The sequence below is a fragment of the Acinetobacter sp. YH16040_T genome (genome assembly GCF_024605785.1).
GTDB classification, from domain to species: domain Bacteria; phylum Pseudomonadota; class Gammaproteobacteria; order Pseudomonadales; family Moraxellaceae; genus Acinetobacter; species Acinetobacter amyesii.
Map to the genome: position 1 here is coordinate 1,440,318 of NZ_CP094541.1, position 19,759 is coordinate 1,460,076.

Here is a 19,759-nt window from a genome sequence, read left to right on the forward strand (position 1 = left end):
TGCTATCTATGTTAAATGTATTTGACTCCAAAGCGAGTAAAGCATTGTTGGGCCTTGCGATCTTTTTGATCGCAGGGTTTCAATATTTATACTGGTTCGGTGAAGGTGGTTACCATCAACATCAACAACTGAGTCAGAAAATACAACAACAAGTCGAACTCAATGACGAATTAAAAGAACGAAATCGCGTACTTGCAGCTGAAGTATACGATTTAAAAAATGGCGTTGAAGCTATTGAAGAGCATGCTCGTCTAGATTTAGGTTTAATTAAACCGCATGAGACTTTCGTGCAGATGAGTACGATCAGTACTCAGTACAAACCAATTTATATTGATCCAAACGCAAAAGTAGACCTACGTACCAATGAGTCAGAACCAGCCGAACTTCCACCAGAACCTTAAATTGTGGGCTATTATTCCTGCTGCTGGTTCAGGAAGTCGATTTTCTAAAACTGAACTAAAACAATATCAAAACATTGCGGGTCTAACTGTGCTTGAACACACAGTTGCACGTCTCAACCAATTGCCGTTGACGGGCTATGTGTTGGCTATAGGTGAGCAAGATAATGTTGCTCAGACATTGGCACTCACTAATCAAGAGAAGGCACATTTTTGTTTAGGCGGTGCAGAGCGTGTGCATTCTGTACTCAATGCATTGCAATATCTATCTAGGATTGCCAATGATGATGATTGGGTATTTGTTCATGATGCAGCAAGACCATGTGTCTCGCAGTCGAGTTTAGAAAATTTAGTTCAATCGGCAGTCGATTCTGAGCAAAGTGCGATTCTCGCCATCCCTGTACGCGATACCTTAAAACGTGTTGAAACGGCACCACTTATATCAACAACGGTAGATCGTTCAACTTTATGGCAAGCGCAGACGCCACAAATTGCCAAATTGGGTGTGCTTAAAAATGCCATTGAACAAGCGCTTGCCGCTGGTGCGACCATCACAGATGAAGCAAGTGCCTTAGAATTTGTCGGTGAGCATGTCAATGTCGTGCAGGGTCGTTCGGACAATATTAAAATTACCTATCCAGATGACTTGGAATTGGCACGTTTAATTTTAGCGTCTCAAGTGAATAGATGATTATTTCAAGGAATATTTAAGGGACAGTGATTTTTACTGTCGCTTTAATCTATAATTCCCGCATCCTTTTTAGATCTGTTTCGCAATGATCCCTTCTCAACAGTATCGTTTTTTACGTCAGTCATTACGTGATGGCCGCAGTATAAAACACGATTCTTCTCGATGGGCTAAACTTCATTTAGACCCGTGGTTACTTTGCTTCTTGGTACTCAATGCAATATTGGGGCTGATGGTTGTCTATAGTGCGACCGCGGAAGATTCGGGAATGGTACTACGCCAAGCCACAAGTTTTGGTGTGGGCTTTATTGTGATGCTGATCTGCGCGCAAATTCCACCCAAAGTTTACCAATCTATGAGTCCGTACTTATACGCCATCGGTATATTTTTACTGTTGTTGGTTTTGGTCATTGGTGAAAAAAGGATGGGGGCGAAACGCTGGATTAGCTTGCCGGGTATCGGTAGTATGCAGCCGAGTGAATTTATGAAATTTGCCATGCCACTCATGATGGCGTGGTATTTTGCGCGAAAACCATTTCCACCGAAATTTTTACAAATCGTCGGGGCATTAATTTTATTATTGATTCCATTTGCATTGGTCGCTTTACAGCCTGACTTGAATATCGGTTTGATTATTCCGGGTATTTTTGTTTTATTTTTAAGTGGAATGTCTTGGCGTTTAATTGCAGCTGCTTTAACAGCCTTTGCGATTGCAGCACCTGTACTCTGGATGTTCTTTTTGCAGGAATATCAGAAAAAACGTGTACTGACGTTATTCGATCCTGAGTCTGACGCGCTTGGTGCAGGTTGGAACATTATTCAGTCTAAAATTGCCATTGGTTCAGGCGGGTTAATGGGTAAGGGTTATACCGAAGGGACGCAGTCGCACTTGGGTTATCTACCAGAGCATCATACTGACTTTATTATGTCGACCTATGCAGAAGAATTTGGCTTTATTGGTGTATTTCTTTTATTTAGTTTATTTACAGCAATTATTGTTCGCTGTTTGATTATTGGACTAAATTGCTTCCATAATTTTGGACGACTCTATGCAGGAGCGATAGGATTAACTTTTTTCTTTTTTGTATTTTTAAACTCGGGTATGGTCAGTGGGATTTTACCGGTAACAGGTGATCCACTACCGTTGATGAGTTATGGTGGTACAGCCGTAATTGCGATGCTCGCAGGGATGGGGATTGTGATGTCGATTCATACGCATCGTTAAATTTTAAAGCTGGAATTAATCCAGCTTTTTTTATTTTAAATTTTGGCACTTAAGAAATGGAAGGTGATTTTGATAGATATTTTTCGTGATTCTGAATCGATGTTGGATGAGCTATATAACGAGTTAAATCATTCAGCATTTATTGGTGGCGTGCAGCGACTTGATTTGGTCTATGAATGTTGTGAATTATCCATGGAGCATGGTGAAGCCATTTTACAACTTTTAGAATCACGCCAAGATATATCTGCAATCGCATTATTTCGAATTCAATTTGAAGCTGTGGTGAGGGCATATTGGCTACTAATGGTCGCCCCTAATATAGAAATTTGAAATTCAACGAGAAGAAGAGTTACTTCAGAATGTGAAAATTCCTACCGCAGCTGAAATGATTGCAAAGTTAGAAAATGTTGTAGAAATTAAGCATATTGTTCAAATGTTTAAAGCGTTTAAGTTTTATTCGTTAAAGCATTTGCATTAAATTGTGCATACTGGTCTAAACTCATTAATTCAGCGAAAAGCTGGGTTGGCGGATGCTCATCGCATAATAATAGTGAAGCAAGTCAATGGATTTATCATAATGGCAGCTCAAATTTTGCTAAAGCATGCCGCTAAAGAAAAATATATTCATCATATCCATGAAAAATTTAGAGACTGTTTTCAAATGCAAGACGATATTACAGCAGAAAAAAAGCCGAAATTGATCGCAAATATAATAAAGCCCTCAATTGAGGGCTTTATTTAGATATTAATTAATGTAGGAACCATGTGTAGTAGCCCCATAACATCAGTGGCCAAGCGAGAAAGGGGCTAAAAAGCCATTTCCAGAACCAATGGTGTGGCGTAAAACCCACACCATGCACAAAACCACCTGAAATACCTATCATGATGAACATCAGCGCTCGATGGCTATATCCACCATTGTCATCCAGCATGGCAGCAGGATGTACAAGTAACACGGCTGCCAAAGGAAAAGCTAACAGGCAGGAAATGACCATTGCAAATTTATTTGGCTTCTTTTCTACAAGTGATTTTTCTACAGCAGCATCAGTCATTTGTTATTCCTCATCTAGATCTTGATGATGTTCGATGTAAAGCGCACTAAGTACACCTGCAAAACATGCCATCAAGATACCGAGAATCCAAGCAAAATACCACATCGTCTTTTCTCCTTAGACACAGCCTTAGTATAGGCTGTGTGAATTCTCTTCAATATGTTTGTTAGTCACTACACCCCACATCTTGTAGTAACACCAAGTTGTGTAGCACAGGATAATTGGGACAAAAATACACGCGGCAACAGTCATCACAGTCAGTGTATTTTTACTTGATACCGCATCCCACATAGTCAAGCTTACAGTTGGGTTGATGCTCGATGGCATAAGGAAAGGGAACAATGCAAAACCAGCGGTTAAGATTGCACCAATGACTGTCAAGCTTGAACCAAGGAAGCTGAAACCGGCTTTACCTTTACCTGCGGCAAGGATAATGATCAAAGCACCTAAAATTGCCATGATTGGCGCAATCATAGTAATTGGATAAATACTATAATTGTTCATCCAACCTGGATTGGCATTGGTGATCACTTCTTTAGCCAATGGGTTAGCAACGCCATTTGTGTCAAATGGTTGCGCTAATGTGTAGCCTTGGATATTACCGAAGTATAACCATGCGCCTGCAAGTAAGAAGCAAACCAAGAATACGATACCCATAAGTTGAGTCGCTTTTGCAGAGCGTGCACGTAGGTCGCCATCTGTACGAAGCATGAGCCATGCACCACCATGAGCGCAAAGCATAGATAAACTCACAATACCGCAAACTAAAGCGAATGGGTTAAGCAGCGCAAAGAAACTACCTGTATAAGTCGAGCGAACAGTTTCGTCCATAGTGAATGGAACACCGAGGAACATATTACCAAACGCAACACCAAATACGAGGGCAGGAACTGCACCACCAATTGCTAAACCCCAATCCCAAGAATTACGCCACTTGGTATTTTCAAGTTTAGAACGGTAATCAAAACCGACTGGACGTAAGAAGAGGGCGAAGAGTACCAGTAACAGTGCCCAATACATGCCTGAGAATGCAGTTGCATATACCATTGGCCATGCTGCAAACAGTGCACCACCGGCAGTAATAAACCAAACTTGGTTACCGTCCCAGTGTGGGGCAATCGTATTGATTGCCGCACGACGTTCTTCGTCTTTTTTACCTACGAATGGCATGATCGCCATTGAGCCCATATCGAAGCCATCGGTGAGGGCGAAGCCGATCAGTAGGACACCGACTAAAACCCACCAAATGATTTTGAGTAATTCATATTCGATCATGCTTGAGCCTCCTCATTTGCCTTTTTTGCAGCTTCAAGTTTCTCGAAGTGGTATTTACCAGTATGTAGAGAACTTGGGCCAAGGCGTGAGAATTTAATCATTAAGTACATTTCAATGATCAGCAGTACAGTGTAGAACGCTGCCAATGCAAGGATAGAACCCCATACATCACCTGTACTTAAGCTAGACGCTGAAAGATGTGTAGGTAGAACTTCACCGATAGTCCAAGGTTGACGACCAACTTCGGCAACATACCAACCTGTTTGTGCAGCAATCCAAGGTAATGGTAGAGCAAACAAAGCAAATTTTAATAACCAAGGTTTGTTTTCTGCATTACGTTTACCGACAGCAAAGGTAGCAAGTACGAACAGAAGGAGCATTAAGAAACCAGAAGCAACCATTGCACGGAATGCCCAGAACAAGCTTGGAACATGTGGAATAGTGTCTTTTGCAGCAGCTTTGATTTGATCATCAGAAGCATCGACAACTTTGTCTGTGTATTTTTTCAGAAGCAAACCATAACCCAAGTCTTTTTGAGACTCAGCAAATGCTGCTTTAAGTTCAGGAGAAGTATCGCCTGCACGAAGTTGTTCTAACTGTGAGTAAGCCACCATACCGTTACGAATACGTGCTTCGTGTTGAACGATTAGGTCTTTAATACCTGTTACTTCTTTGTCAGTTGAACGTGTTGCAATAATCCCCATGACATAAGGAATTTTGATCGCGTAGTCAGTAGACATGGTTTCTTTATTTGGAATACCAAACAAAGTAAATGGCGCTGGAGCTGGGTGAGTGTCCCATTCCGCTTCAATTGCAGCAAGTTTAGTTTTTTGTACATCACCAATTTCATAACCAGATTCATCACCTAGTAAGATCACTGAAAGTGTAGAAGCTAAACCAAAGATAGCAGCGATAGCGAATGAACGACGCGCAAATGGCAAGTCACGCTTTTTCAATAAGTAGTAACTTGAAATTGCCAGTACGAAAATAGCACCAGTCACATAACCTGCAGATACGGTATGTACGAATTTAACCTGAGCCACAGGGTTGAAAATCAATGCACCGAAGTCCACCATTTCCATACGCATAGTTTCATAGTTAAATGCGGAACCGACAGGGTTTTGCATCCAACCATTGGCCACTAAAATCCATAGTGCGGACATGTTCGAGCCAAGTGCAACCAACCAAGTGACAGCCAAATGCTGAACTTTAGATAGGCGATCCCAGCCGAAGAAGAATAAACCAATAAATGTTGATTCAAGGAAGAATGCCATCAGACCTTCAATGGCTAATGGTGCACCGAAAATATCACCGACATAGTGTGAGTAATACGCCCAGTTAGTACCGAACTGAAACTCCATGGTCAAACCAGTAGTAACACCTAAAGCGAAGTTAATACCGAAGAGTTTTCCCCAGAATTTAGTCATGTCTTTATAAATTTCTTTGCCAGAAATCACATAGGTGGTTTCCATAATGGCAAGAATAAAAGCCAGACCTAAAGTCAGTGGAACAAAAATAAAGTGATACATCGCGGTCATTGCAAATTGGAACCGCGAAAGATCGACCACGCTTTCAGAAATCATCAACGTGTCTCCTTGATTTGGGAAGGACTGCCAGCAATATGCTCGGCAACTTGATTGTCAAAGTTTTTAGGGATAGTAGGGGCGTCGAACCAGATGTTCTTAATGATCATTAAAATAATCACTTTAATTATTAGTATTGCGGTTATTTCTCTGACCACACGACGATTTAAATCTTTGAATTTTAAGCTCATGGAGATAAGCCTATTCTTTAAACTTGTACTATATTATTAACAAATATATACAAAAAGCAAATAGGTTGAACAGTTAAAATAAAAATATATTATTAAGTAATTTAAATACAATTACTTATATTACTTATTAGTTAAAAAATAAACTAATTTTTTATTTTAAATACTTGACTAAAACACTTGTGTTTAATTATTTTAAATCCGACTAAAACGCTTATATTTATGTTTTAAATTCTGACTAATTTACTATATTTACTAAAAGTTATATTGTTAATAATGAGAATCTTTATTGAATGAATAAGATTTGTATTTATTATTTTTAAGTTTGGCTAAATAAATCCGTTGTTGATGTGGTGCTAGTAAACGATCGTTATACGGATGATATTGAATAGGCGTGTCTAGTTTTTTTTAATTGTTTTTATAAACCACTGATAAATGATGAAATTAGCTTATTTTAGTTCTGAGACATTTTATTTGAGTAAAAAAAAGACATACCGGAGTATGTCTTTTGGGGGAGATATTGCAGCTTAGAAGTCGTAACGTAGACCAAGAGAAAGTGCAGTTGCATTTTCATCACCGATACCTGAGATATCGTTACCGAAGCTACGACCTTCTTTCCAAGGATTGAGTTTAGAGTTTTTGTCGTTAAGCACAGTTGCTAAGTTGCCGTATACGCGTAATGTGCTATCCAACTTATGTTCTACACCCACACCGATCAAGCTTGCATTGGCATCATCAGCATCTACGTCACGGTAGAAGTATTCACCGCGTACTGAGGTTTTAGGCGTTACTTTATATTCGCCAGCTACACCAAAAACTTGAGCATCTGGGTTGGCTGTATCGTTGTCGTGTTTCGCAATTTGGTATAAAGCACCCAAGTTAAATTCTTCAGTTAACTTATATGCACCGGCAATACGGAATGCATCTCGACTTGCGCCACCTGCTGCGTTTGCTGCATTTTCATCATACTTTTCGTATGCTGCTGCAAAATCAATTGGGCCTTCTTTATAAGTTAGAGCAAGGTCATAGGCTTTGTTATCATCTTTGCCTTCGCCATCTGCGTCACGGTCAATTTGTGTACCTGAATGCATAGACATTGCAGCTAATACATTGAAACCACCGCCAAATTTTGGAGATTTATATTCAATGGTGTTTTCATTACGTTCATCAAATTTTAAGTTGCCTACACGTGTTACGTTACGAACGTCACCAACCATGTCACCGAAGAAGTTCACAGGGCTACGAGCGACTTTAAATGGGCTGTCAAAACGACCTACACGTGCTTGACCATAAGTTGAACTTTTTAAACCCACGAAGGTGTCACGTGTTGAAAAATCTACGCCTTTGCTGTCTTGGCTACCGCTTGCAAAGTTTACTTCTTGCTCAATTTGAGCGAATACGTTGAGGTCATCATTAATTTTTTGATCTACTTTGAAGCCTAAGCGTGAAGCATTAGAAGAAAGACCAACTTCGTTGTAATCTTTACCATCATCTAGATAGTCAAGAGAGACATGTGCACGGCCATAAATTTTTACATCTGCAGCAGATGCCATCATTGGTGTAAGAATTGTTGCCCCGATTGCTAATGCACATAGAGTTTTTTTCATTTGAAGCTCCAGAAGACTTTTCCAGTCATATCAATATGTTTTATCAGTAGCTTGGCTAGAAGTAATTTCGCTATCTAATGGCGCTAAGTATTCATTACAAATAAGACAGTTCTATTAAGGAAATATTTCAAAACGGTGAAAGGTGATTTTTGGTTTAAATTGTATTTTTATTTATAAAGATTGATATTTATTAAATATTTATAGTTATTTTTAAATATTAAATTTTGCAGTTAAAATGACTTGGCACAATATTCTAAACATAAAAAAATGGAGCCGAAGCTCCATTGATCATCACTTTAAACTCAATTGGACTTAAAGTGCTGCTTTGATTTTTTCGCCAATAGCTTTAATTTTTTCCATGTCGCCCATTTGTGCGGCATGTTTACCTAATTCATGGACTGAAGTCGGAATTAGGTGGAAATGCACATGCGGAACAGTTTGACCCGCAGCAGCACCAGACAACTGCATCAATACGATACCTTTCACGTCTAAGGCTTTCTCCATTGCTTTCGCAACTTTTTGGACAATCTGAATGGTATAAGCAGCCGCTTCAGGATCTAAATCAAGTAGCGTAATAGCAGGGGTTTTAGTAATTACGAGCGTATGACCTTCGGCCTGTGGCATGACATCCATAAAAGCGAGTACTTGATCATCTTCATAGACTTTAAACGCAGGAAGTTCTCCACGTAAAATCCGAGCAAAAATATTTTGATCATCATAAGTCATTGCTAAATTCCTTGAGCGAATTGAATCGTAATTATTTACAGTTCAATTCTTTCTGACGATCTTTGATCGCGTCAAGTCGTTGTTGCTCTTTTTCTGAAAATTTAGGCTTAGTTGTGTAGCAATTGTCATTGCCAAACTTCGCTTTAGCGTCAGGATCTTTAAAGCAGAAACCTTTCGATGCATAAATCACGTCATGGTCATTTTTCAACTTTTGGCATTCTTGCTCAGATGCTAAAACAGCAGTAGAAGCCCCGATTAAAGTTACAGCACCTAGCAAAGTTGCGAGGGTAAATTTGTTCATGCGAGTTTCCTCTGTCATTTGTAACAATGTGTGTTATGACACTAGAGTACAATATGATGGTTATTTATCGTTATTCAATGGCGAGTTATTACTCAATTGTAATTTTACTCCATTTTTCATACATAATCATAGCGCTTGAAAAATCACTGTTTTCTTCAGCTTGATCGCTTGCTGCTTGGATTAAATTTTGCGTCAAAGAGAGCACAGGGGCTGAAAGTTTTGCTTGTCGTACCAGATCAACAGCAATTCCCGTATCTTTTGCAAGTAATGGAAGTGCAAAGGTTAATGGGAAGCTACGATTCAGTACGCGCTGCGGTAAAACAGTTTCAGTCACATTACTTTTACCGCTCGACGCATTAATACAATCGAGTGCTTCATGTAAGTCTACGCCATGCGCTTTTAAGGTGGTGAATCCTTCAGCAACTGCACAAAGATTTACAGCCATTAACATGTTGTTTACAGCTTTAACGGCAAAACCCGCACCCGGTTCACCCACATGTTTAATCAGTTTGCCAAATGTTTGGATCGCAGGTAATGCACGTTCAAAGGCTGCTGCGTCACCACCAATCATGACGGTTAATGTTCCCGTTTCAGCGCCAATGGTTTGTCCACTCACAGGGGCGTCTAAGAACGAAACGTTTTGTTGCTTTAAGGCTGAAGCGAGTTTTTTTGCAGATTCTGGCACACCGCTGGTACAGTCGACCCAAATCGAGCCTGATTTCAGCGTTACACTCGCAATTAAATTTTCAACATCTTGGCTGATGGGTAGGCAAGAAAAAATAATGTCCGCTTGTACTGCTTGTTCTAAAGCAACCGCTTGCGTACCAAATTCAGCAGCATGTTGCTCTGCCTTGGTAAAGTTTCGATTCCAGACATAAACCGTGTCGAACTGTTTTGGTAGGTGCGCTGCCATACGGGAACCCATTGCGCCCAATCCGATAAATGCAACTGACTGAATCATCTTTACTTTACCCTCTAAATTTTTATTTCAATAAACTGGATCTTTGTGTAAGCCACTGGGTCAAAGTTGGCCAAAATTGATTGGCACTTTTTTGACTCGACATCAGGCCGAGGTGACCACCGGGAATGAGAGTAAACGTGACATCTTGACTACTTGTCAATTCGCCTAAAGGACTTGCTGCATCGGCAGTAACGATTTGATCGGTAGAACCCGCGCCAATCAACAAAGAGCAGTGGATATTTTTTAATTGAATAACTTTATCTTTCAATTGAATAATGCCGTTTTTAAGTGGATTTTGTAGCCAAACATTGAACACCATGTCTTGGTTAATACCACCCGGATAGTCAATCATGTGATTGAGAAAATCGCCCATGGTTGCATGTTCATACAGGTCATGTAGATTGTCTAAGTTAGATAAAAATTGTTTTTGGCTTTTGAACCAACCCATTGGATCAACGATTTTAAATCCAATCGCATTGAGTACGCCCGGTGTATGGATAAAATGTTTAGGAATTTTCCCTGTGTAGACCTTTTCTTGTAAATTCTTACTACGTGAAAGCAAGCGATTGGTTTTTTGAAATAACTTTCCGATACGACCTGAAGCATAGCTATCAATCGGTGCGCCCATCACCATTAGATTTTTAACATGTTCAGGTTGGTGTAATGCGGTATATAGCGTTACAAAGACTCCAGCCATGCTCCAACCGTGTAGCGAGATGTATTGACTATCTGCATGCTCACAAATTTGATCAATACAATGTGGAATCACATCATCAATAAACGATAGAAAATTTAAGAAACGATCTTGATAGTTTAATTTTCCCCATTCCAACAAATAGACATCAAATCCACTATGTTGAAAATGTTTCACCAATGAGCGATATGGATACAAATCATAAATCGCCATATTGATGGCCAGTGGAGCAACAAACACTAAGGGTTCTTTGTATTTACGATCAGGCGAAGCGTAATACCGAACTTTTGCATGTTTATATTCAGTAATTACTTCATAGGGGGTTGATTGAGAAAGGACCAGCGATTTTGCATTAAACACACGTGTAGACAGGTGTTTAATTTTCTTTTGCTGCGCTAGAAATTTCTGTTTGAAAGGGTGCATAACTGTCAATTGCCTAAGTCCTTGTAGGATTGGTCGAAGTCTAAGCGATAATTTCGTATTTTACCTTGACCTTAAATAGCTTAGACGCTCAAAATATTGGCAATTCTTCACAAAGGCAGTTCTTCGCGACTGAGTAATACAGATGAGCCAACAAGACGACATCGAATACCAATTAGAGACTTTAGCGATTCGTACAGGTCATACTCGTACTTTTGAGGGTGAACATAGCGAGCCAATTTTCCTGACTTCATCATTTGTTTGTGAAAGTGCAGCAGATGCCGCAGCAAAATTTTCAGGTCAAATTGAAGGCAATACCTATTCACGTTATACCAACCCAACTGTACAAGCTTTCGAAAAACGTTTAGCTGTTTTGGATGGTGCTGAAGCCGCGGTTGCGACAAGTTCAGGTATGGCGGGCGTACACGCGATCACTTTGGCGTATTTGAAAGCTGGCGATCATGTGGTGTGTTCACGTGCTGTCTTTGGTTCGATCATTTCTCTGTTTGAAAAATATGTCATCAAATTTGGTGTTGACGTTACTTTTGTTGATTTGGAAGATTTAGATGCTTGGAAACAAGCGATTCGTCCAACTACACGCCTATTGTTTATTGAAACACCGTCAAACCCATTAGCTCAAGTAGGTGATTTACAAGCCATTGCTGATATTGCACATGCGCATGGGGCATTATTTGCAGTCGATAATACCTTCTGTACACCAGTGTTACAGCAACCGATTAAATTTGGTGCGGACCTCGTGATCTATTCATCAACAAAATATATTGATGGTCAAGGTCGTGCGCTCGGTGGTGCAGTTGTTGGTAGTGCAAAATTGATGGAAGAGATTACAGGTGTTATTCGTACACTGGGTAACTCGATGAGTCCATTCAATGCATGGATCTTCCTGAAAGGCCTAGAAACTTTAAGCTTACGTATGAAAGCCCACTGTGCAAGTGCTCAAACTTTAGCTGAATGGTTAGATTCACACCCGAAAGTTGAAAAAGTGTACTATGCGGGACTTCCAAATCACGAAGGTCATGAGTTGGCGAAAAAGCAACAAAAAGGCTTTGGCGGAGTTGTATCGTTTGTTGTGAAAGGCGAACGTGAAGGCGCTTGGACAGTGATTGATAATACTAAGTTCCTTTCTATTACAAGTAACTTGGGTGATGTAAAGTCAACAATTACCCATCCTGCAACGACTTCTCATGGCAGAATGTCAGCAGAAGCGAAAAAAGCAGCAGGGATTAGCGAAGGTTTAATTCGCGTATCTGTTGGTTTAGAAGATATTAATGATATTATTCGCGATCTTTCACGCGGTTTAGATCTTATCTAAAGTGAATTCATCAGTTTTGTTCGGAGATTTTTATGAACATTAATATGCTCATGCAGCAAGCTCAACGCATGCAAAAAGAAGTTGAGAGCAACATTAAAAAAGCCAAGGAAGAGCTTGCACAAGTTGAAGTTCACGCTGAAGCAGGTGGTGGTCTGGTTAAAGTTACTATGACTGCACGTCATGTAGTGAAACGTATCGAAATCAATCCTGAACTACTTCAAGATGATGCAGATATGATTGAAGACTTAATTGCAGCAGCAATGAATGATGCTTCACGTCAAGCTGAAGTAATTTCAGAAGAAAAACTGAAATCTGCAAACTCTGGTATGGGTCTTCCACCAGGTCTTTCAGGTTTATTCTAAGGAATACGTTGAATGTTTAGTGATCGTTTTGATCAACTTGTACAGGCATTGCGTATTTTGCCAAGCGTTGGGCCAAAGTCGGCTCAACGTATGGCACTGCACTTAATCATGAAAAATAGGGAAGGCGCTGTTGGTTTGGCACATGCCTTGACTGAAGCAACCAACTATATTCATGAATGTACAATTTGCCATTCATTGACTGAAGATGAAGTGTGCAACATATGCGTCTCGTCAGAACGTGATGATCAACTGCTTTGTGTGGTTGAATCTCCCGCAGATGTCATGGCAATCGAGCAAAGTGGCAGTTTTAGAGGGAAATATCATGTATTGGGTGGACATTTGTCGCCACTCGATGGTATTGGCCCAGACGAAATTGGTATCCCATATTTAATTCAACGACTAAGTGATGGTAAAGTGCAGGAAGTGATCTTGGCGACCAATGCAACGGTTGAAGGTCAAGCGACAGCACATTATTTGGTTGAAGCGACCAAACATTTACCAATACAAATGACCCGTATTGCACAGGGTGTACCACAGGGTGGTGAGCTTGAATATGTGGATAGTCATACCTTAAGTCAGGCCGTGCATAACCGAATGCGAATGAAGTAACTATAGAGCGAAACTCGTTTCGCTTTGTATAATTTTCACCTAAGTATTTATACTTAATAACGATTAAAGTTTTTATTTATAATCAATAAAAAAGCCAAATAAAGAAAATAAGTCACTAAAATAACGTTTTTCCTTATAGATAAATAATATATATCAGTTAATATAAGCTCATAGAGCATCTAAAATTAGACTCAGCAACTTATGTATCAATTCATTCAAAATCAGCCAGATTTAAATTCTGTTTTAAATCTTATGGACCAAAGCTCGATTTACGGACTCGACACCGAGTTTATAAAAGTAGATACCCTGTGGCCCAAACTTGGACTTTTCCAAATTAATGTACAAAATCAGGTGTATTTACTTGATGGTACAACCCTCGATTTAAGCCAATTCTGGCAAAAATTATTTGCGGCTCAGCAAAACATTTTTCATGCTTGTAGTGAAGATATCGACCTGATTTATCACTATGCACAGCATAAGTCTTTAGAAAATGTCTTTGATACCCAAGTTGGGATGTCATTTTTAGGGCATGGCTTACAAGTCAGCTATCAAAATGCCTTAAAAACTATGCTCAATGTAGATATAGATAAAGATCAGACACGTTCAGATTGGTTGGCTCGTCCACTCAGTGCCGAGCAATTGAACTATGCAGCGAATGATGTACATTATTTAATGAATTTAAGCCATACGATTCAGAATGAATTGGCTGCGAAAAGTTTATTAAATTGTGTGCTTGAGGACTGCAAAAATTTAACTTATGAAATTGGCACTGAAACGCCGATCCATATGCTGTATCACGATATTGGTAATTATCGACATTCACGTCGTCAGCTCATGCAAATTCAGCAATTGGCCGTTTGGCGTGAGCAAATGGTGAAAGCCTTAAATCAGCCACGTAGCTTTATTCTTAAAAACTTAACCATCATTGATATGGTTGAAAAAAATCCAAAAAATAATTTTCAATTGAGTGCAGTAAAAGACATTCGTCCGAACATTGTGCGTGAGCATGGTAAAATTATTTTAGATTTGTTGAAGTTTTTACCAGAACAAGCTGAATGGCCGCTGCGTATGGCACGTCCAATTCGTCATTCGTCTCAGGATATTGGTTCGCGCGTCGATACCCTTATTCAGCGTGCAGTACAAGAAACCACTGTGCCTAAAGAAGTTTTAATGCGTAAAAAATGGTTAAATGCCTTATATCAGCATGTGGTTTTTCATAATGATGAACAGGATTTACCGAGTTATTTGTTGGGCTGGCGCTATGATTTGCTGACGAAGCCTTTAATTGAAGTGCTGCATGCCGATGAAAGCTATCTTTCTGGTCAAATGAAAGTGATGGAATAAGTTCTGATTGATTAAAGAACTATCACTTATACAAATTCACGACTGATGCGTTAATAAACACTAATGTATCAGTCTTTTTTTTGATGTATCCTTTGCCTTGCGTTTAATGAGTATTGATTCAATTATGTACTGTTCTATCTACAAATCGAGCAAAAAAGATGAAATGTATCTTTATATTGCTCGTCCTGAAGTTAATGAAAACGAAACTGAAGCGACAGATCCGCTTGCAGTAATGCCTGATGCATTACGTACAGCGTTTGGTCGTGCCACATTTGTCATGGATCTAGAACTTAGTGAATCACGCAAACTTGCACGTGTGAACGTATTGCATGTCATAGATTCAATTGAAACAAAAGGGTTCTTTATTCAAATGCCTCCAGAAGGTTTAATTGACCCAAATGCGGTTGAGCCAGAAGGCTTGCGCGGCGCTTAAGTTAATTCAGGAGTTGTGAAAATGAATGGTGTAGTATCGGTATTGGACTCAATTCCTGAAAGCAGTATTGCAATTACGGTTTATCTAGGTGGGGCTGTAATTGCTTTGTTGTGTTGGTATGGGCTGATGAAGCGCTTACCCAAAACGATCGGTGCCATTGGTTGGCTTATCGTATTTGCTATTTTATTAACACCAACCGTTTCTGAAGGTTCAAATGCAGCAATCGCACCTGCGATTTTTGGTTTGATTTTTGGTGTATTAACAAAAGATCAGCCATTGGTTTGGTTGAATCTATCGCTGATTCTCTTTGTGGTGGGTATTGGTTTAGTCCTTGGATATTTTTGGACCAAATACAATGCAGCGAAACCACAGCACGTTGTAAACAAGAAAATTTCACCGCTTTAAATAAAAAAATAAGGTTATGTCATGTCTGTTGAAACTCAACAATTTACTGGTACAGATCAATATATTGCGACCGATAGCTTAAAACTTGCAGTAAAAGCTGCACGTTCATTGCAAAAGCCACTTTTGGTTAAAGGTGAGCCGGGGACAGGTAAAACACTTTTAGCCGAACAAGTGGCTGAAAGTTTAGGCCTTAAGCTCATTACTTGGCATATCAAATCGACGACCAAGGCTCAACAAGGTTTGTATGAGTACGACGCCGTATCTCGTCTGCGTGATAGTCAGTTGGGTGATGACCGTGTTTATGACATCAAAAACTATATTAAGCCGGGTAAACTTTGGGAAGCATTCACTAGTGAAGAACGTTGTGTACTTCTAATTGACGAGATTGATAAAGCAGATATCGAATTCCCTAATGATTTGCTGCATGAACTCGATAAAATGTCCTTCTTTGTGTATGAGACGGGTGAGACAATTACGGCAACACAACGTCCAATCGTGATCATTACTTCAAATAATGAAAAAGAACTTCCAGATGCCTTCTTGCGTCGTTGTTTCTTTCATTATATTGAATTCCCTGACGAAGCAACCATGCGTGAAATCATCGATGTACATTTTGAAAATATTTCAAATACCTTGGTCTCTGAAGCACTACAAATTTTCTTTAAATTACGTCAAATTCCGGGTTTAAAGAAACCGCCTTCAACTTCTGAGTTGATTGATTGGTTGAGTTTGCTGATGGCGGATGATATGCCAGAAGATATTTTACGCAACACAGATAAATCAAAATCAATTCCACCGCTTTATGGTGCCTTGATTAAGAACGAACAAGATGTGCAATTGCTTGAACGTCTAGCATTTATGTCACGTCGTTAATTGATATCAATTCTATAAAAGATTTAAAAGCCGGTTATCCGGCTTTTATTTTGAGCATTAAAAAATATAAAGGTGAATTATGCAGACAAGTGCATACGTATCTCGTGTACACATAGCTGTACCTAGGAGATTAAAACCGACTGTACTTTTGTTGGCTGCGAGCTTGTATTTATCTAGTTATAGCTATGCGATGGATGATGCTCAGTTTGAACAGCAGCATCAACAGCTACTCCAAGATGCGTATTGGGCGCAAGTTGCAGAACATCAACTTAAAGAAAAGCTCATCGATCAATCAGGTCATCTTGTAGCTCAAACGGCTATTCAACAAAAGGCCTGTGCTGCAACTGTACTCGAGCTGAAATACTATGATTTTGTGATCTTGAACCTAAGCGATTTTAACCGCTATAGAAACCATCAAGGTTTTCATAAAATCGTGTCTATTGAAAAGTTGCAGCAAGATCGTCTCGATGTTCAGCGCAAATATGAAACTCTTAAAAAATCACTTAAAGAAAGAAATGCAACTTGCGATTAAATCATGTCATTTACTTTTCTTTGGGTAGTAGGGCAATGTATATGAACACGCAGTAAAAGCTTTTGGCTTTACTTGTAGAGATCAATTTTTCATAATGGTATGCGTAAAGGCAAGACTCAGTTGCAGATGAAATAACAAGATCACATGCATTCACACTGGATTTGACCTCCTGATATTTAATTTTTATTGGATTTTATTCGCCTATGTTTGTGCGATTGTTTTATACCCTTCGAAAATACGGTGTTCCTGTTTCAACTCGTGAATTGATTGACTTGAACCAAGCAGTGGCAGCAGGGCTGGTCTTTGCAGATCAAAATGAATTTTATCAGCTTGCAAAAACCGTCATGGTCAAAGATGAACGTTACTTTGATAAGTTCGACCGTGCAATGAAGGACTATTTTGACGGTATTGCCACCTTTGATTTGGATGAGCTATTAAATCAGGTGCATAAACTGCCAAAGGATTGGTTTGATCTAGAGCTCATCGAAAAGCATTTGACACCTGAACAACGAGAAGAACTAAAAAAAGCTGGATCATTAGAAGAACTGATGAAAATGCTTGAAGAGCGTTTGCGCGAGCAGCATAAAAAGCATCAAGGTGGTAATCGGATGATTGGGACGGGTGGTACGTCCCCGTTTGGTGCCTATGGCGACCATCCTGAAGGCGTGCGTATTGGTGGGCCTGGTCGTAAACGATCTGCGGTGAAAGTGTGGGAACAACGTCAATACCGAAACCTAGATGATGAGCAGATTCTCGGCAGTCGTCAGATGCAGATGGCTTTGCGTCGTTTGCGTAAATTTGCCCGTCAAGGTGCAGCAGAAGAGCTGGATATCGACGGAACCATTCGTGAAACTGCCAAACAGGGTATTTTGGATGTGCAGTTGGTTCCAGAACGACGTAACCGTATTAAAGTCTTGATGCTTTTTGATGTTGGGGGCTCGATGGATTCACATATTGCCCAATGTGAGAAGCTCTTTTCCGCTGCAAAAACTGAATTTAAAACATTGGAGTATTTCTATTTCCATAACTGTTTATATGACTATGTGTGGAAAGATAATATTCGCCGTTCAAGCACGCGTATGAATACATGGGATCTATTCAATACCTATGGGCGAGATTACCGTGTTATCGTTGTCGGTGATGCAAGTATGGCACCGTATGAGTTGAACTCGGTAGGTGGATCTGTGGAATATATGAATGATGAAGCGGGTCAGGTGTGGTTACAGCGTTTACGTAATCATTTTGATAAAACAGCGTGGTTAAACCCAGAAGAAGAAAGTTATTGGCATTACACCCAAACCATTGCTGCGATTAAACAAATCTTTGAAGATCATATGTTCCCAATGACCCTAAAAGGTGTGGAAGATATGACGAAATATTTAGCGCGCTAAAGCGTTAAAAACGATACTTTTTCTTATCAATGATGTTTATATTACTTACTCCAATTTTGCATTGTTTCTTATTTTCAAAATTGGATAGTATTTAAAAGTCTTTGTTCTGCATACAACATGAAGGAAATATGATGGATCATCAAATTAATGGTATCGCATTACCTAATGAAGAAGGTTTCTTCGGTGAATACGGTGGGCAGTTCATTCCACCAGATTTAAAACAGGCAATGGATGACATTAATGTTGCTTATGAGCAAATTCGTCATACAGAAGAATTTCAAAATGAATTGAAAGAGTTGTTTGCACACTATGTTGGACGTCCTAGTCCATTGTTTTATGCAAAGCGCTTGTCTGAAAAATTAGGTGGAGCACAAATCTACCTGAAACGTGAAGATCTCAACCATACTGGCGCACATAAAATTAACCACTGCCTTGGCGAAGCTTTGTTAGCAAAATACATGGGTAAAACCAAAGTGATCGCAGAAACTGGTGCAGGTCAGCATGGTGTGGCATTAGCAACGGCTTGTGCCTTGGTGGGTATTCCATGTGAAATTCACATGGGGCAAGTGGATATTGAAAAAGAACATCCAAACGTGGTGAAAATGAAGATTTTAGGTGCCAACCTAATCTCTGTTACTCGTGGTACAGCTACGCTCAAAGATGCAGTAGATAGCGCATTTGAAGAATATTTAAAAGATCCAACCAATTTTATTTATGCGATTGGTTCAGTGGTTGGTCCACATCCATTCCCGAAAATGGTTCGTGACTTCCAGTCAATTATTGGTGATGAAATTAAAGTTCAGACCAACGAGCGTTTTGGTGCAAATCCTGACTATGTGGTTGCATGTGTGGGTGGTGGATCCAATGCCGTTGGTGCATTTACAGCATTCCTCAATGACACCGATGTTAAACTTGTGGGTGTAGAGCCGGCTGGTCATGGCTTAGATACCAATATGCACTCTGCGACGTTGACATTGGGTAAGCCAAGTCAAATTCATGGCATGGCATGTTATGTCCTTGAAGATGAACAGGGTGAACCATTACCAGTGCATTCAATTGCATCAGGTTTGGATTATCCTGGAGTGGGACCACAACATAGCTTGTTAAAAGACCTAGGTCGTGTTGAATATACAACAGCGACAGATCAAGAATGTTTAGATGCATTCATGACGCTTTCACGTGTGGAAGGTATTGTTCCTGCACTAGAAAGTTCACATGCTGTTGCATGGGCAATTCGTGAAGCGCCAAAACTTGCTAAAGATGTGAAGATTGTTGTTAACGTTTCAGGCCGTGGCGATAAAGACTCAGACTATGTGGCTGAAAAATTAGGTTTAAATTAATTATTGCCATTAAAAAAGA

Annotated in this window: 25 protein-coding genes; 15 read left to right on the forward strand and 10 right to left on the reverse strand. The window is 39.7% G+C overall.

All coding sequences use genetic code 11. The features are described 5' to 3' along the window. Window positions 1–8 precede the first annotated feature (8 nt). From MST16_RS06955 to MST16_RS06975, 5 genes are all read left to right on the forward strand, one after another. On the forward strand, window positions 9–401 hold the full coding sequence (locus MST16_RS06955; RefSeq protein WP_078188520.1) for a septum formation initiator family protein: 393 nt from the start codon (window positions 9–11) through the stop codon (window positions 399–401). Further along, the gene (gene ispD / locus MST16_RS06960; RefSeq protein ID WP_180011260.1) at window positions 364–1,089 is read left to right on the forward strand and encodes a 2-C-methyl-D-erythritol 4-phosphate cytidylyltransferase; all 726 of its coding nucleotides are present in this window, start codon (window positions 364–366) and stop codon (window positions 1,087–1,089) included. Before MST16_RS06955 ends, ispD begins: the two co-directional genes overlap by 38 nt. An 85-nt stretch (window positions 1,090–1,174) precedes the next feature. Then, window positions 1,175–2,311, forward strand: a complete 1,137-nt coding sequence (gene rodA / locus MST16_RS06965) for a rod shape-determining protein RodA (protein ID WP_111884954.1) — start codon at window positions 1,175–1,177, stop codon at window positions 2,309–2,311. A 69-nt stretch (window positions 2,312–2,380) separates the two neighbouring features. Continuing rightward, the gene (locus MST16_RS06970) at window positions 2,381–2,641 is read left to right on the forward strand and encodes a hypothetical protein (RefSeq protein ID WP_257224639.1); all 261 of its coding nucleotides are present in this window, start codon (window positions 2,381–2,383) and stop codon (window positions 2,639–2,641) included. Window positions 2,642–2,888: 247 nt separating this feature from the next. Next, complete coding sequence (locus MST16_RS06975) at window positions 2,889–3,053, forward strand: hypothetical protein (protein ID WP_257224638.1); 165 nt, start codon at window positions 2,889–2,891, stop codon at window positions 3,051–3,053. A 7-nt stretch (window positions 3,054–3,060) separates the two neighbouring features. On the opposite strand, the gene MST16_RS06980 is transcribed toward MST16_RS06975, so the two are convergent. From MST16_RS06980 to MST16_RS07025, 10 genes are all read right to left on the reverse strand, one after another. Further along, entirely contained in the window at window positions 3,061–3,363 is a 303-nt protein-coding gene (locus tag MST16_RS06980; protein ID WP_078188516.1) for a cyd operon YbgE family protein, read from the reverse strand. Between the two features lie 3 nt (window positions 3,364–3,366). Beyond that, window positions 3,367–3,468 (reverse strand): cytochrome bd-I oxidase subunit CydX, encoded by a 102-nt coding sequence (gene cydX, locus MST16_RS06985; RefSeq protein WP_002120988.1) that lies wholly within the window; start codon window positions 3,466–3,468, stop codon window positions 3,367–3,369. 24 nt (window positions 3,469–3,492) lie between these two features. After that, on the reverse strand, window positions 3,493–4,638 hold the full coding sequence (gene cydB / locus MST16_RS06990; protein WP_180005097.1) for a cytochrome d ubiquinol oxidase subunit II: 1,146 nt from the start codon (window positions 4,636–4,638) through the stop codon (window positions 3,493–3,495). Beyond that, on the reverse strand, window positions 4,635–6,221 hold the full coding sequence (locus tag MST16_RS06995; protein WP_168378621.1) for a cytochrome ubiquinol oxidase subunit I: 1,587 nt from the start codon (window positions 6,219–6,221) through the stop codon (window positions 4,635–4,637). Before MST16_RS06995 ends, cydB begins: the two co-directional genes overlap by 4 nt. Continuing rightward, entirely contained in the window at window positions 6,221–6,412 is a 192-nt protein-coding gene (cydP, locus tag MST16_RS07000; RefSeq protein WP_078188513.1) for a cytochrome oxidase putative small subunit CydP, read from the reverse strand. Before cydP ends, MST16_RS06995 begins: the two co-directional genes overlap by 1 nt. A 524-nt stretch (window positions 6,413–6,936) precedes the next feature. Beyond that, a complete protein-coding gene (locus MST16_RS07005) occupies window positions 6,937–8,016 on the reverse strand; it encodes a porin (RefSeq protein ID WP_180011258.1) in 1,080 nt (359 codons plus the stop codon). Window positions 8,017–8,328: 312 nt separating this feature from the next. Next, on the reverse strand, window positions 8,329–8,742 hold the full coding sequence (locus MST16_RS07010) for an HIT family protein (RefSeq protein ID WP_180011256.1): 414 nt from the start codon (window positions 8,740–8,742) through the stop codon (window positions 8,329–8,331). Window positions 8,743–8,773: 31 nt separating this feature from the next. Continuing rightward, a complete protein-coding gene (locus tag MST16_RS07015) occupies window positions 8,774–9,043 on the reverse strand; it encodes a YARHG domain-containing protein (protein WP_078188510.1) in 270 nt (89 codons plus the stop codon). Between the two features lie 88 nt (window positions 9,044–9,131). After that, window positions 9,132–10,004 (reverse strand): NAD(P)-dependent oxidoreductase, encoded by an 873-nt coding sequence (locus tag MST16_RS07020; RefSeq protein ID WP_180011254.1) that lies wholly within the window; start codon window positions 10,002–10,004, stop codon window positions 9,132–9,134. Between the two features lie 22 nt (window positions 10,005–10,026). Continuing rightward, window positions 10,027–11,121: an alpha/beta fold hydrolase gene (locus MST16_RS07025; RefSeq protein WP_180011252.1), complete on the reverse strand. Its 1,095-nt coding sequence runs from the start codon at window positions 11,119–11,121 to the stop codon at window positions 10,027–10,029. A 142-nt stretch (window positions 11,122–11,263) separates the two neighbouring features. Here MST16_RS07025 and MST16_RS07030 point away from each other — a divergent pair, with 142 nt between their 5' ends. From MST16_RS07030 to trpB, 10 genes are all read left to right on the forward strand, one after another. Then, a complete protein-coding gene (locus tag MST16_RS07030; protein WP_180005091.1) occupies window positions 11,264–12,451 on the forward strand; it encodes an O-succinylhomoserine sulfhydrylase in 1,188 nt (395 codons plus the stop codon). 32 nt (window positions 12,452–12,483) lie between these two features. Continuing rightward, window positions 12,484–12,813, forward strand: a complete 330-nt coding sequence (locus MST16_RS07035) for a YbaB/EbfC family nucleoid-associated protein (protein WP_078188506.1) — start codon at window positions 12,484–12,486, stop codon at window positions 12,811–12,813. A gap of 12 nt (window positions 12,814–12,825) precedes the next feature. Further along, window positions 12,826–13,422 carry a recombination mediator RecR gene (recR, locus tag MST16_RS07040; RefSeq protein ID WP_180005090.1) on the forward strand — a complete coding sequence of 199 codons (597 nt, stop codon included), beginning with the start codon at window positions 12,826–12,828 and terminating at the stop codon, window positions 13,420–13,422. A gap of 201 nt (window positions 13,423–13,623) precedes the next feature. After that, window positions 13,624–14,766, forward strand: a complete 1,143-nt coding sequence (locus MST16_RS07045) for an HRDC domain-containing protein (RefSeq protein WP_180011250.1) — start codon at window positions 13,624–13,626, stop codon at window positions 14,764–14,766. Between the two features lie 124 nt (window positions 14,767–14,890). Continuing rightward, the gene (locus MST16_RS07050; protein WP_180011296.1) at window positions 14,891–15,199 is read left to right on the forward strand and encodes a YcgL domain-containing protein; all 309 of its coding nucleotides are present in this window, start codon (window positions 14,891–14,893) and stop codon (window positions 15,197–15,199) included. 21 nt (window positions 15,200–15,220) lie between these two features. Beyond that, window positions 15,221–15,604 carry a hypothetical protein gene (locus MST16_RS07055; protein WP_078193907.1) on the forward strand — a complete coding sequence of 128 codons (384 nt, stop codon included), beginning with the start codon at window positions 15,221–15,223 and terminating at the stop codon, window positions 15,602–15,604. A 21-nt stretch (window positions 15,605–15,625) separates the two neighbouring features. Then, on the forward strand, window positions 15,626–16,477 hold the full coding sequence (locus MST16_RS07060; protein ID WP_180011248.1) for a MoxR family ATPase: 852 nt from the start codon (window positions 15,626–15,628) through the stop codon (window positions 16,475–16,477). A 79-nt stretch (window positions 16,478–16,556) separates the two neighbouring features. Continuing rightward, window positions 16,557–17,009: a hypothetical protein gene (locus MST16_RS07065; RefSeq protein ID WP_180011246.1), complete on the forward strand. Its 453-nt coding sequence runs from the start codon at window positions 16,557–16,559 to the stop codon at window positions 17,007–17,009. 203 nt (window positions 17,010–17,212) lie between these two features. Next, window positions 17,213–18,400 (forward strand): VWA domain-containing protein, encoded by a 1,188-nt coding sequence (locus MST16_RS07070; protein WP_180011244.1) that lies wholly within the window; start codon window positions 17,213–17,215, stop codon window positions 18,398–18,400. 131 nt (window positions 18,401–18,531) lie between these two features. Next, window positions 18,532–19,740, forward strand: coding sequence for a tryptophan synthase subunit beta (gene trpB / locus MST16_RS07075; protein ID WP_180007277.1), 1,209 nt, complete (start codon window positions 18,532–18,534; stop codon window positions 19,738–19,740). Window positions 19,741–19,759 lie beyond the last annotated feature (19 nt).